Here is a 13,734-nt window from a genome sequence, read left to right as displayed (position 1 = left end):
ATCCGCTCCCACGCCGCGTCATCCAGGATCAACCGATCCAGCACGCCCATCCGCCGCCTCCAAAAGGCAGCTTTGAATCATGCTTCCATCAGCCAGGGAATCCCTAGAGTCCACATGACCTAGGCCTGCTGGAGACCATGCAATCGACCTGAAGGTTCAGCGTGGCGGCGCCGGGTCGAAGCCGTTCGGCATCACCCCGTAAGGTCGGATGCCGTCATGGCGAAGCGGCACCGCGGCACACCGGCCGGCGCAGCGGGCACACGCATGAAGCGTTGGCCGGACTGGATCACGGCGGGAGGCCCAGCCTCGACAGCCCGTCGGCGATGACCATGCCGTGGGAGGGAATGCCCCTCGGCAACGCCGCGACGACCAGCGTGAGCGTGATCGCGGGGCAGGACTCCCGCAGTTCTTGCAAGGCGCGCCGTGCCGCCATGTGCTCGCCCAGCATCAGGTAGCATGGCGCCAGGATCCGATTGAGCCACATCGCGCGAGGGTTGAGCGCCAGCGCCTTGCGCATCGACATCGCGGCTTCGGGATAGTGCCCCTGCTTGAAATGGGCGTAGCCGATACCGGCCAAGCAATTGGCGAGCGGCAATCCCCGCGGCTTCAGGCGGATCGCGCGGGCGAAATCGCCGAGAGAGGCCGCGGGCGCATCGGTGAAGCAGTCGAGCCACCCCAGGCGTTCCCATCCCCAGGATGAGCGCGGATCGATCGCCAAGGCGCGCGCCATCAGCGCATGGGCCTGTTCGCCATCGCTATACGCCAGGGCCACGCCGCTCGCGGCGACGAAGGCGGTGCTGCTGCCCGGATCGAGCATGATGGCCCGGCTCGCCAGCGTCCGTGCGAGGGACAACTCCCCGGCGCGGTCCGTGGCGCGGAAATAGGAAACCCGCTGCGCATGAGACCACGCCGCCAGTGCTGGCGCAGTGGCGTCCGCCGGGTCCATCTCCATGGCCTCACGGAGCCATCGCAGCGCCTGTTCCGCACTGTCAGGGTCGGCGGCCAGGACGAGTGGCATCGCGCGCAGGATGAGGTCGCGCGCCTCCAGGTCCCCAGGGTCCTTCCGCTGTGCGAGCGCTATCTCGGCACCCTCGATGTGCGGGCCGATCGCCTCCAGCGCCGCACCGACCGCGCGATCCTGGAGATCGAAGGGATCGCCACCCTCACCGTCGAAGGCATCGCCCCAGAGATGGGTCCCGTCGCTACGGTCCAGCAGGCGGAGCAAGACGCGCAGGCGGTCCCCCGCACGCACGACAAGGCCGCCGAGGCCGTATCGCGCCCCGCCGCATTCGCGGCCCCGTCCCGGCTGCGCCAGGGAAACGGCGAGTCCGGGAACTCGGCTCAGCTGGGCCGCGAGTTGCGCGGAAATGGCCTCCGCAACGGCGCGTGCCTCCAGCCGGGCGCCGTCCACGACGCTGAGCGGCATGACCACCAGGGTCGCAGCCTTGCGCGCGACCGCGAAGCCGCCGGGACCCGCCGACCGGGTCGGCACGGCGGCCCGTCCGCGCTCAAGCGTTGCCGAGGGCGGCTCGCCGAAGCGTCGACGGTACTCAGATGCAAACCGGCCGAGGTGGGCGAAGCCACACGCGGTCGCTACGTCAGTAATGGTCACGCCCTCGGCCGGATGAATCAGCGCTTCCCGGACCGCCGCCAGGCGAAGCTGCCTCAGATAGGCCAGTGGGGGGATGCCGAGGAACGCAAGGAAGTGCTTCTGCAGCGTCCGCTCCGGCACGCCCGCAGCGCGCGCAAGTTCGGCTGCAGTGATGGCGTGCGCCATGTTGACGCGCATATGGGTGACCGCTCGCGCGACGTCGCGCGGAACCGCGCCGACGCCCCGTTGCAACGTGGCCACGGAACCTTCGTGCAGGGGGTCGATGTGGGTGCCTGACGCCATCGCATCCGCCTCCCCTCCGGCGCGGCGTGCAGCACAGTCATCAGCCCGACCCGTTCCGGGGGCGCCGCCGCGCTGGCGGACCATATCTCCGCCCGAGCGCGGGGTGGCGAAAATCTCGGCGGATTCCGGATACTGCCGGCGGGAAGCGGATGTCTCGGCGCGCGCCGGCCCCGCATTGTCGACCGCACGCCGGCGATGGGCGCCCGGCGGTACCGGGACGGAGGCCTGCATGGTCATGATGCGCCGAAGCCTTTTGGCTGCTGCCGCGGCCGGCGGCAGCGTGACGCGCGCCCTGCAGGCAGTGCCCCGGGGCGAAGCCGTCGATGTAGCCCTCGTCCTCTCGATCGACGCCTCGGGCAGCCTGAGCGACGAGCGAATGAGGATGCAGCGCCTCGGCCACGCGCGCGCCGTCACCAGCTCTGCCTTTCTTGCCGCCGTGCGCGACGGCGCGTGCGGGCGCGTCGCGCTCGCCGCGGTCGAGTGGTCGAGCCGTGACCGCCAGGAACTGCTCGCGCCTTGGGATGTCATCGAGGACGAGGTCAGCGCCTGGCGGTTCGCCGGCCAGTTGCTGCGCGCACCATCACCGATTCCGGGCTATACATCGATCAGCGGTGCGATCGATTTCGCGGCACGACTGCTCGCGCGGGCACCATGGCCCGCGGCGCGGCAGGTGGTCGATGTCTCCGGCAACGGGCGGAACAATGACGGCCGACCTGTCGCCGCGGCGCGAGACGATGCAGCCGCGGCCGGCATCACCGTGAACGGCCTGCCGATCCTCGATGCGGAGCGGGATCTGGACACCTACTACGCGGAGGAGGTGGTCGGCGGCCCGGACGCGTTCCTTATCGTCGCCCGTGACGTCGGGAGTTTCGCCGAGGCCATCCGGCGCAAGCTCACCACTGAGATCGCCGCAGCGCCAGCCAGTGGCCGGCGACGCGGGGAAGCCTAGGGGCTACCGCAGCGCCGGCGGCGCCGGGTCGAAGCCATTCGGCGTCACCCCGCGCGGACGGATGAAATCGTAGGGCCCGCGCGGCAGGAAGCGGCCGGTGCCCGGCTCCGCCTGCACCTTGCCGTCACGCATCACCACCTCGCCACGGCGGATCGTCGTTACCGGCCAGCCGGTGACCTCCAGCCCTTCATAGGGCGTGTAGTCGATCGCGTGCTGCATCAGCGCGTTGGTGATCGTGACCTTCTTCTTCGGATCCCACAGCGCGAGGTCGGCATCCGCCCCCACCGCGATCATGCCCTTGCGCGGCGCGAGGCCCATCAGCCGCGCCGGGTTGGTGCTGGTCAGCCGGACGAAGTCATCAAGGCTGATGCGGCCCTTCGACACGCCCTCGCTGAACATGATCGGCAGCCGCGCGGCGAAGCCGGGAATGCCGTTCGGGATGTCGCGGAACACCGCGTCCGCGCCGTTCTGCCGCTTGCCCTTGTCGCCCTCGAACGAAAACGCGCAATGGTCGGACGACACCACATCGAGCGTGCCGCGGCGGATCATCTCCCAGATGCGGCCCTGTTCCTCGGTCGTGCGCGGGGATGGGCTGCACATGAATTTCGCGCCCTCGAAGCCCGGGCGGTCCATGTCGGCGGCGGTCAGCGCGATGTATTGTGGGCAGGTCTCGCCCCAGACCTTCACGCCGCGATACTGGGCGCGGGCGATCTCCTCCGCGGCTTCGGCGCAGGAGACGTGGAAGACCTGGATCGGCTGGTCCACCAGCTCGGCGAGCGCGATGGCGCGGTGCGTGGCCTCGCGCTCGACCACCGGCGGGCGCGACCAGGCGTGGTATTTCGGCGCGGTCATGCCGTGCTTCAGCAATTCATGCGTGCGCCAGTTGATGGCGTCGTAGTTCTCGCAATGCACTGTCACCAGGCAGCCGAGCTCGCGCGCCTTGGTCAGCACGCGCAGATACTGCCCATCCGACAGGTGCAGCGGCTCATAGGTCAGGAACACTTTCAGGCTGCGCACGCCTTCAGCGACGACGCGCGGCACCTCGATATCCATCACCGCATCGGTGGGGTCGGAGATGATCTGGTGGAAGGAATGATCCAGCATCCCCTTCGCCGCCCGCGTCCGGTAATCCACGTAGCGGTCCCAGACACCGAAGCCCTTCCACTGCGGGATGAAGCAGACGACGGAGGTGGTGCCACCCGCAAAGGCCGATGCGCTGGCGGTGGCGAAGGATTCCTCATTCACCGTCACCGGCGGTTCGGCCGCACCCGTGCTGGCATAGCCCCCGCGCGACGGTTCCTCGATATGGCAGTGGGAATCGACGCCGCCGGGCAGGACCAGCAGGCCATCGGCCTCGATGATGCGCGTGGCGTCGGTGATGCGTTCGGCCAGGGCTGCAACGCGGCCATCCTTCACGCCGACATCGCAGCGCACCGTTCCGAAGCCGGTCGCCACCTGGCCGCCACGCACCGCGAGATCGTATTCCGCCATCGCACGCACTCCATTCGCTGCGGGTGGCAGAGTGCGGCGGGCGGATGCGGTGGGGAAGGCGGAAATTCGCCGCCCGCTACCGCCTGCCGATCGTCACCATCATCCCGCCCTTCGGCCGCAGCGCCAGCCGGCAGTTCGGCCGCGGCGCGAAGCCCGGCGCCAGCGAAAAGCGGAACCGCCGGAACAGCACCGCGGCGAAGACCGTGACCTCCGCCATGCCGAAGGCCGCCCCGGCGCAGATGCGCGGCCCGACGCCGAAGGGCATGTAGGCGAAGCGCGGCCGTTGGCGCGCGGCATCCCCCAGGAAGCGTTCGGGCCGGAAGGCGTTTGGTGCCTCCCACAGCGTTTCATGCCGGTGCAGCAGCCAGGGCACGGCGAGCACCAGGTCGCCCTCGCGGATATCCCAGCGGCGGATGCGGTCGGGTTGCGTGGCCTGGCGCGCGAAGACCGCGACCGGCGGATACAGCCGCATCGATTCCTGGATCACCGCGCGGGTGAAGGGCAGCGCCATCAGCGCCGACAGGTCCGACACGTCCTCCGGCAATTCGGCGGCCATGCGATCCGCCGTCGCCGGATGCAGCGCGGCGAGCATCGTCGTCCAGGTTAGCGTGATCGCCGCCCCCTCGGCGCCGGCGAGGAGGAACATCACCACCTCGTCCAGCAGATGCTCGCCGGTCAGTGCGGGCGAAGCGCGCAGGGCCTTCAGCAAGGGCGTGCCGCCATCCGGACCGACGCGGTCCATCAGCCGCGCGACGCGGGTACGGATGTCGGCCGCAAGGCGCAGCGCGCGCCGCTTCGTCCACCAGCCAAGCAGGTCCGGCAGGCCCATTAGGGCCAGCAGGTCCACCACCTCGGCCTCCTCCTGATAGGCGGTGAAGGTCTCGGCGATGAGGCGCGCTTCCTCGGGTGTCGCGGCATCACCGAACACCGCGAGCAGCAGGACATGGCTGATCGCGGCGGCATAGGCGGCGGCGGCATCGACTGGGCCGGTGGCGCCGGCGAAAGCTTCGGCGCAGGTTTCCGCCGCCTGGACGAAGGCCCGATGGAACTGCGCGATGCCCGAGGGATGGATCGGCGGCGAGATCGCGTCCCGCCGTTCAGACCATTCCTCGCCGGAGGCGATGAAGCAGGACCCGCCGATCACGGGCTTCAGCGCGTCCTCCAGGAAGCGCGCCTTGCGCTGGTAGGTCTCGTGCTTGGTGACGAAGACCTCCCGCACCACCTGCGGCGCATTGGCGACCAGGATCAGCCGGCCTGGCAGCCGTGTGGTGAAGACCTGGCGGCGATAGGCGTCGGCGGGGAAGATCGAGAGCACATCACGCCGCGCGCGCAGCAGCCCGCCCAGCGCGGAGGGCGCGCCGGCCGCGCGCGGCGGCATCGGGGGGATGAAGTCGGCGATGGCCTCCATGGCGGCAGGATAGGCCGCCGCCGCCGCAGCGTCACCGCCGGTCGGCCGAGTCCATGGCGTAGCCGCGGCCGTAGCGGCGTTCGAGGCGGCGCTGCACCACATCCCACAGCGTCGTCATCAGCAGGTAGTAGAGGGCGGCGACGGTGAACAATTCCAGCACCAGGAAGCGTTCCTGGATCAGTAGCTGGGTCCGGCGCAGCAATTCATCGACGCTGATCGCCGAAGCGATGGAGGTGGTCTTCAACAGCCCGTTCACGGAATTGCCGAGCGGCGGGATGATGACGCGCAGCGCCTGCGGCCAGGTGACCAGGCGGAACACCTGGATGCGATGCAGGCCGAGGGCTCGCGCCGCCTCCTGCTGTCCCTTGGCGACCGACATGATGCCGGCGCGCACGATCTCGGACAGGTAGGCGCCCTCATTCAGCGAAATGCCGATCAGGGCCGCTTCCCAAACGTCGAAGCGCAGGCCGATCAGCGGCAGACCGGTGTAGATGATCAGCAACTGCACCAGCAGCGGCGTGCCGCGGAACAGCCAGCAGTAGAAGGCGGCGATGCCCGACAGCCAGCGATTGCCCGACAGCCGCATCAGGGCGAGCCCGATGCCGATGAACAGCCCGAACACCAGCGACCCCGCGGTCAGCGCGACCGACAGCATCGCGCCTTCCAGCAGGTAGGTGTTCAGCAGGGAGTCAAAGAAGCCGTCCCAGCGCCAGACCTGCATGGCCTCAGGTCGGCCCGACCACCTCGAACGGCCCGTCATAGGCGGTGACGCCGTAACGATCGAGCAGCGCCTGGAACGACCCGTCCGCCCGCATCGCGGTCAGTGCGGCAGCGACCGCCTCGGCCAGCGGCTTGGAGCGGAAGCCGAAATTGATCGGCGTGCCGTACAGCCCGGCGATGGCGCGGGTGAACTCGCCGCGGTCCTGGTATTCCTTGGCGGTGCTGTCGATCGAGATCGCCGCGTCGAGCTGCCCGGCGCGCAGCGCCTGGAAGGACACCGCGAAATTATCGAAGGCGCGGATCACCAGCGGCGCGAGGCCCTTGGCACGCAGGTCGTTCGACATGTCGGTGGTGCGGCGGAACTCGAAGCCGCCCTGTTCCACGCCGACACGCAGGCCGGCGAGGTCATCCACCTTGGTGATGTTGCGCGGGTTGCCGCGCGGGACGGAGACGCTGATCGCCTGCTGTTCATAGCGCACCAGCCACATCAGGCGCTGGCGTTCCTCGGTATAGAACATCCCCGTGTTGATCATGTCCCACCGCCGGGCGGCGAGGCCGGGGATCATGGCGGCGAATTCCACCCGCACATGCTCGACCTGCAGGCAGAGCCGGCGGGCGATCTCCGCACCCAGATCGACGCGCATGCCGCGCAGCACGCCCGCGCTGTCCACGAACTGCATCGGCGGCAGCGTCGGATTGGTCGACAGCGTCAGCGTGCCGGCCTTGACCAGTTCCGTGTTCGGCACGGTCTGGGTGCAGGCCGGCGCCTGGGCAAGGGCCGGGGTCGCCAGCAGCGAGGCGCCGGTGGCGAGGAAAGTGCGGCGTTCCATGATGCGAAGTCTCCCTATTCCGCCGCCTGGGCGGCGATGCTCATCAGGCCAATGCCCTGCAAGACCTGCGCCAGGGCCGGCACGTCGCGCGCGGGCAGCGGCAGGCGCGGCGGGCGCGGCGGGCCCATATCCATGCCCATCAGCCGGAACGCCGCCTTGGTGCCCGAGACGTAGCGCGGCCCGCCCACCCAGGGCAGCAGCGGGGCGAGCCGGCGATACAGCGGCAGCGCCTTGTCGCGGTTCGCCTCGAATGCGGCGGCGTCGAACATCTCAGATGACAGGCGCGGGGCGACGTTGCTGCACACCGCGACCCAGCCGATCGCACCCAGCCAGGCGCTCTCGTAGCCGAGCACGCCGGCGAAGACCTCCATCCGGTCGCCGCACAGCGCGATGATGTCGCGCACCCGCGTCGCCTCCAGCGTGCTTTCCTTGACGTAGCGGCAATTCGGGATGCGGCTGATCTCGGCGAGCATCGCCGGCGTCATGTCCACGTTGGACGTGGCCGGGTTGTTGTAGACCATGATCGGGATGCCGATCGCCTTCGCCACCGTGTCGTAGTGGTGGATCAGTTCCTCCAGCGTCGGCACCGAATAGAAGGGCGGGATGATCATCACGCCGTCCGCACCCAGCGCCTCGGCCTCCTTCGACAGCGCCACCACGTCGCGGGTGTCCTCCATGCCGGTGCCCATGATGACCGGCACGCGGCCGGCCGCCGCGCGGACCACCGTCTCGGTGATGGCGGTGCGTTCCTCGCGGGAAACCGACAGGAACTCGCCGGTCGAACCGAGCGGGATCAGGCCGCGCACGCCCTCGGTGATCTGGTATTCCACCAGGCGTTCCAGCGCCTTCAGATCGACCGCGCCACCATCTGCGGTGAAGGGCGTGACCAGCACCGTATAGGTGCCGCGGAAGGGTTCACGGGACATCGGCAGGCTCCGGGGATGGACGCGGCAGGGCCGCATGCGATGATCGGAGACCGTTTATTCCCTCACGGCAAGGTCATGCGACTCTCCTCCCCGATCATCACGCCGACCGCCGGACCCATCCGCTTCACCTTCGACAACCGCGAGATCGAGGCCCTGCCCGGTGAATCCATCGCCGCCGCGCTGTCGGCCGCGGGCATTCTCGCCTTCCGGAAGGCGCCCTCGGGCGCGCCACGCGGCCTGTGGTGCGGCATGGGCGCCTGCTGGGATTGCGTCGTCACGGTGGACGGCAAGTCGGGCCAGCGCGCCTGCATGGTGAAGGCGAAGGCCGGCATGCAGGTATCGGGGGCCCTGCCCGCCGAACCGGCACCGCTGGCCGACAGACCCGTCGAGATCACCGAGCGCGCCTGCGACATCCTGGTGGTCGGCGCCGGACCCGCCGGCCTGACTGCCGCCATCGCCGCGGCGCGGGCCGGCGCCGATGTGGTGGTGCTCGATGAGCGTGCAGAGCCGGGTGGGCAGTATCTGAAGCCACTTGCACCAAGCCATGCGCATGCCGCGCCCGATGCGCAGTTCCGCAAGGGTGCCGCGCTGTTCGATGAGGCCCGCGCGGCGGGCATCGCCATCCACCAGGGTGCCACCGTCTGGGGCGGCTTCGCGGCGGATGAGGTCGCCGCCCTGGTCGATGGCGCGGCCGTTACCTTCCGGCCGAAGCGACTGGTGCTCGCGCCCGGCGCGCATGAACGCCCGGTGCCGGTGCCGGGCTGGACGCTGCCCGGGGTGATGACGACGGGCGCCCTGCAGACGCTGGCCCGCGCGCAGCGCGTCAGCCCGGCGGATCGCGTGGTGATCGCCGGCAGCGGCCCGCTCAACCTGCAACTTGCCTGCGAATTGCTGGCCGGCGGCGTGCGGGTCGCGGCCGTGGTGGAAGCCGCGCCGAAGCCTGGCCTGTCCGTGTGGCGGGAGATGCTGACGCTGGCGCGGACCGCGCCCGACCTCGCCTGGGACGGATTCCGCTACCTCGCCGCGCTGAAGCGCGCCGGGGTGCCGGTGCTCTGGGGCAGCACCATCCTGGCCTGCGAGGGCACCGACCGCTTCACCGCGCTGCGCATCGCCACGCCGGACGGGGAACGCCGCATCGAAGCCGGCGTCGCCGCGCTGAACATGGGATTCCAGCCGGAGACCGGCCTCGCCCGTGCGTTGGGCTGCGCACAGCGCTTCGTCACGGATGGGCCGGGTGCCGAGATCGGCCGGCTGGAGACGGTGGCGGATACGCAAGGCCGCACATCCGTCGCCGGCATCTTCGCCATCGGCGATGGCGCGGCGATCGGCGGGTCTCGTGTGGCCCTGGCGCGCGGGCGGCTCGCCGGCCTCGCCGCCGCGCGGGAGATCGGGCTCGCCGCACCCGAGGATGCCGCCGCGACGCAGACGCTGGACCGCGCCCTCACCTTCCAGCGCGCCTTGTGGCGCGTCTTCGCCGCCCCCGCCTTCGATCCCGCCGCCATCGCCGATGCGACGATCATCTGCCGCTGCGAGGACGTGACCGCCGCCGCGCTGCGCGGCGTCATGGCCGGCGGCGCGCGCACGCTCGCCGCCCTGAAGAAGGAGACCCGCGCCGGCATGGGTCGCTGCCAGGGGCGGATGTGCGGCGCGACCGTTGCGCGGCTGGCCGGCGCCCCGGCCGAGGAAGCCGCCTTCGCCGCCCCCCGCGCGCCGATCCGGCCGATCCCCGCCGCCGCCCTGATGCGCGAGTTGCCGGAGGGCTTCGACACGCCGGTGATTCACGCGCCCACGCCAAGCCGTTGGCGGGGCCCCGCCATGCCGCTCGCGGCCGAGAACCGCGCCTGCGACGTGCTGGTGATCGGCGGTGGCGTGCTCGGCCTGTCTACCGCGCTGTATCTGGCGCGGGAGGGTGCGGATGTGCTGGTGGCCGACCGCTCGGAACCCGGCCTGGCCGCCAGCACCGCCAATGCCGGCAGCCTGCATGTCCAGCTGCTGTCCTACGATTTCGGCGACAAGGCGGAGGCGCTCGGCACTGCCGGTCCGGCGGTCGCCACCCTGCCGCTCGGGCCGCGATCCATCGACCTTTGGAAGGACATCGCGCGCGACGCCGGCGAAACCTGCGGCATCCGCACCGAAGGCGGCCTCATGCTGGCCGAGACGGCGGACGAACTCGAATGGCTCCACGGCAAATCCGCGGTCGAGCGCCGCAATGGCATCGACACCCGGGTCGTCGGCGCCAATGAGCTGCGCGACCTCGCCCCCTATCTCGCGCCGCGCTTTCTCGGCGCCGCCTTCTGCCCGCTGGAAGGGCAGATCGACCCGCTGCGCGGCACCGCCGCCCTGCTGGCGCTGGCGAAGCGTGCCGGGGCGCGGGTTGCGGGTGGCATCGAGATCACCGGCATCGCCCGGGATGCGTCTGGCTTCGCGGTCGCGACCGAAGCCGGGACCATCCGGGCCGGGCGCGTGGTCATCGCGGCGGGCCCGTGGTCGGGGCGGATCGCGGCGCTGGCCGGCATCACCCTGCCGGTCGGCGGGCTGGTCCAGCAGGTCATCGCCACCGAGGCGACCGGCCCGATCATCCCGCACCTAGTCGCCCATGCCGGGCGGCATCTGTCGCTCAAGCAGGGGCCGCACGGGCATCTGCTGATCGGTGGCGCCTGGCCGGGCGAGCACGACCCGGCCACCGGCGCCACGCGCAACCGGCGCGACAGCATCGAGGGCAACCTGTGGGTCGCCGGGCATGTGGTGCCGGCGGTCGCCGGCCTGTCGGTGCTGCGCGCCTGGACCGGGATGAACGTGCATATCGACCGCGCGCCGATCCTGGGCGAGGCGCCGGGTTGCCCGGGCCTGTTCGCCGCGGTCACGTCCTCGGGCTACACGCTCGGACCCGTGGCGGGGCGGATGACCGCCGATGCGGTGCTGGGGCGGGAGCCGGTGGCGCGAGACTTCTCGATTGCGCGCTTCGGTTGAAAAGCTTCGTGAGAAGCCCGGCATGGCGCGATGAAATGGTGTAGCCTCGGGCCGACAGCCCGGAGGACCGCAGAATGCGCCCGTTCCTTCCACCCCTGCTGCTTGCCGCGGCCTTGCTCGGGCCGACCGTTCATGCACAGCCCGCGCAGGACCCGGTGGCCGACAGCATCGTGCGCAACCTGACGCGGGGCATCCGGGTCCCGGGCCAATCCGGCGATGCCGTCACGGCGCCGCGCACGCCCACCGACGGGCCGGTGCAGGCGCGGACCACCGCCCCGCCCGACCAGCCGGCCGTCTCGCTGATGGTGGTCTTCGCCACCGGCTCCGCAGCGCTGACGCCGCAGGCGGAGGCGCTGGTCGCCTCCCTCGCCCGCGCCCTAGCCTCCCCCGACCTCGCCCGGTCACGCTTCCGCATCGAAGGCCATACCGACACGGTGGGCGATGCCGCGATGAACCAGGCGTTGTCGGAACGCCGGGCGGCGACCGTGCGGGATATGCTGGTGGCGCGCTATGGCCTGGATGCCGGTCGGCTGGAAGCAATCGGCCTGGGTGAGACGCGGCTGCTGGTGGTCACGCCGGATGGCCGGGCCGAGTCGCGCAACCGCCGCGTGCAGGTCATTAACCTTGGGGAATAGGGCCTGATCGGCAGATTCGTTGCGAAAACGGCGCAGCAGCGGGATAATCACTCCGATTTCATCAATCAAGTTTTCATGACTTTGAGATTCGGGCTATCTTTGTGGATATCCCGGATCGAGTTCCCCACCAGTGACCGTGACGGCCCAACTGCCTTTTCGCGAGGCCCTGATCCTGGGCACGGCCTTGGCCGTGGCCATGCCCTGCGTTGCCCTGGCGCAGGTGCCGGCCAATATCCCCCGCCCGCCGCCGCCGCCGGTTGACCTGCAGGACCGCATCCTGCCGCCTGCCGCGCCGAACCTGTCCCCGCGCACCCAGCCGCCGCCGCCCGAAGCGCGGCGCGGCCCCGGCGAGGGCCAACAGGTCGCGATCAGCACCGTCAGCCTGCAAGGCAACACGGCGATGGAGACCGCCGACCTGCGTCGCTACCTGACCCCGATCGAGGGCCAGACGATCGCGCTGTCGCGCATCGAGGAGGTCAGGCTCGCCCTGCTCGGGGCCTATCGCCGCGCTGGCTATCCCTTTGTGTCGATCGCCGCCGCCCTTGTGCCCGGCACCGATGGCCGGGCCGAGCTGCGCTTTTCCTTCACCGAGGGCTATGTGGCCGAGGTACGCCTCGACGGCGATATCGGCCCGGCGGGGACGCAGGTGCTGCGCTTCCTCGAACGGGTGAAGGAGGAACGGCCGATCTCGACTGCCACGGTCGAGCGCGCTCTGTTGCTTGCGTCCGACGTGCCGGGCGTGCGGGTGCGCGGCGTACTGCAGCCGATCCAGGGCGAAGCCGGCGCGCTGCGCCTGGTCGCGCAGGTCAGCCGCTCGGCGCTCAGCGGCTATTTCAACGTCGACAACCGCGCCTACAACCTGACCGGCCCGTGGGAGGCGCTGTTCGTCGGCGGGCTGAACTCGATGACCGAGTTCGGCGAGCGGACCGAATTGACGCTGTTCGGTTCCGAACAGGGCACGCAATGGTTCACCCAGGCCAGCGTCGAGAGCTTCATCGGCGGCTCGGGACTGCGCGTGCGCGTCTATGCCGGCATGGGCAATACCCTGCCCTCGGGCCAGCTCGCCCAGATCGGGTACAATGGCGAGACGTCGCTGGCGGGCGTGGTCGCGACCTATCCGGTCATCCGGTCCCGCCCGGCCAATCTGTGGGCCGTCGCACAGATCGATATGTTCGACAGCACCACCTACACGGGCGTCGGCACCTCCTCCGGCCGGTCCCTCGCGGGGCGCGACCATATCCGCACGGCGCGTGGCGGCTTCGACGGCCAGGCACTCGACAGCTTCATCCCTTTCCTCCCGCCCGCGACCAACCAGGGTGGCTTCCGCGCGCATCAGGGCATCATCGACTGGGATGCAACGACGAATGGGGATCCGCGTGCCACGCGCATCGGGTCCGAATTCGACTTCACCAAATACACCGGCGAATACCAGCGCATCCAGCCGATCTTCTCGCCGTTCGAAGGCGCGATGATCAACATCCAGGGCTATGTGAACGGACAGTATTCCGCCAACATCCTGCCCAATGCCGAAAAATACTACCTCGGCGGCAATCGTCTCGGCCGCGGCTTCTATTCGGGTCAGGTGACGGGCGACTACGGCTATGGCTATGCGCTCGAGCTGCAACTCGACCTCGCCTATGAGATCCCGGCCGAGCCGGCGCTCGGCAACAACCGCGGCACGTCGCAGTTCTACGTCTTCCGCGACATGGGCTGGGCCTACCAGAATCTCGACACCGATGCGGACCGGCGGCTGTCCTCCTGGGGCGGCGGGGTGCGCACCGTGGTCGCCGATACGGTGCAGGTGGATGTCGAGGTCGCCCGGCGCCTGACGACGCAGCCGGATGGCCAGTTCTCCGAACCGCTGCGGGCGACGCAGCTGTATTTCCGCACGCTAATAAGGTTCTGAGCCAT

General features: G+C 70.1%; 10 protein-coding genes. 4 read left to right on the top strand and 6 right to left on the bottom strand.

The annotated features are described in order from the left end of the window. Positions 1–286: 286 nt before the first annotated feature. Positions 287–1,978 (bottom strand): helix-turn-helix domain-containing protein, encoded by a 1,692-nt coding sequence (locus tag AAFN86_RS28255; protein ID WP_347546973.1) that lies wholly within the window; start codon positions 1,976–1,978, stop codon positions 287–289. A gap of 145 nt (positions 1,979–2,123) precedes the next feature. Between AAFN86_RS28255 and AAFN86_RS28250 the strand changes: the two genes are divergently transcribed. Beyond that, on the top strand, positions 2,124–2,843 hold the full coding sequence (locus AAFN86_RS28250) for a DUF1194 domain-containing protein (RefSeq protein ID WP_347546972.1): 720 nt from the start codon (positions 2,124–2,126) through the stop codon (positions 2,841–2,843). Positions 2,844–2,846: 3 nt separating this feature from the next. Here the strand turns inward: AAFN86_RS28250 and hydA are convergent, their stop codons facing one another. The 5 genes from hydA to AAFN86_RS28225 form a co-directional block, all read right to left on the bottom strand. Further along, positions 2,847–4,334: a dihydropyrimidinase gene (gene hydA / locus AAFN86_RS28245; RefSeq protein WP_347546971.1), complete on the bottom strand. Its 1,488-nt coding sequence runs from the start codon at positions 4,332–4,334 to the stop codon at positions 2,847–2,849. A gap of 76 nt (positions 4,335–4,410) precedes the next feature. Next, entirely contained in the window at positions 4,411–5,742 is a 1,332-nt protein-coding gene (locus AAFN86_RS28240) for a cytochrome P450 (RefSeq protein ID WP_347546970.1), read from the bottom strand. Between the two features lie 31 nt (positions 5,743–5,773). Beyond that, positions 5,774–6,463, bottom strand: coding sequence for an amino acid ABC transporter permease (locus AAFN86_RS28235; RefSeq protein ID WP_347546969.1), 690 nt, complete (start codon positions 6,461–6,463; stop codon positions 5,774–5,776). 4 nt (positions 6,464–6,467) lie between these two features. Then, positions 6,468–7,292 carry an ABC transporter substrate-binding protein gene (locus AAFN86_RS28230; protein ID WP_347546968.1) on the bottom strand — a complete coding sequence of 275 codons (825 nt, stop codon included), beginning with the start codon at positions 7,290–7,292 and terminating at the stop codon, positions 6,468–6,470. Between the two features lie 14 nt (positions 7,293–7,306). Continuing rightward, on the bottom strand, positions 7,307–8,218 hold the full coding sequence (locus tag AAFN86_RS28225) for a dihydrodipicolinate synthase family protein (protein ID WP_347546967.1): 912 nt from the start codon (positions 8,216–8,218) through the stop codon (positions 7,307–7,309). Between the two features lie 75 nt (positions 8,219–8,293). Here AAFN86_RS28225 and AAFN86_RS28220 point away from each other — a divergent pair, with 75 nt between their 5' ends. The 3 genes from AAFN86_RS28220 (at position 8,294) to AAFN86_RS28210 (ending at position 13,729) form a co-directional block, all read left to right on the top strand. Beyond that, entirely contained in the window at positions 8,294–11,188 is a 2,895-nt protein-coding gene (locus AAFN86_RS28220) for an FAD-dependent oxidoreductase (RefSeq protein ID WP_347546966.1), read from the top strand. Positions 11,189–11,262: 74 nt separating this feature from the next. After that, on the top strand, positions 11,263–11,823 hold the full coding sequence (locus AAFN86_RS28215; protein ID WP_347546964.1) for an OmpA family protein: 561 nt from the start codon (positions 11,263–11,265) through the stop codon (positions 11,821–11,823). A 130-nt stretch (positions 11,824–11,953) separates the two neighbouring features. Continuing rightward, positions 11,954–13,729 (top strand): ShlB/FhaC/HecB family hemolysin secretion/activation protein, encoded by a 1,776-nt coding sequence (locus tag AAFN86_RS28210; RefSeq protein ID WP_347546963.1) that lies wholly within the window; start codon positions 11,954–11,956, stop codon positions 13,727–13,729. Positions 13,730–13,734: the final 5 nt, after the last annotated feature.

The organism is Roseomonas sp. CAU 1739, assembly GCF_039839775.1.
Lineage (GTDB): Bacteria > Pseudomonadota > Alphaproteobacteria > Acetobacterales > Acetobacteraceae > Neoroseomonas.
This window is presented reverse-complemented; position numbering and strand designations above follow the sequence as displayed.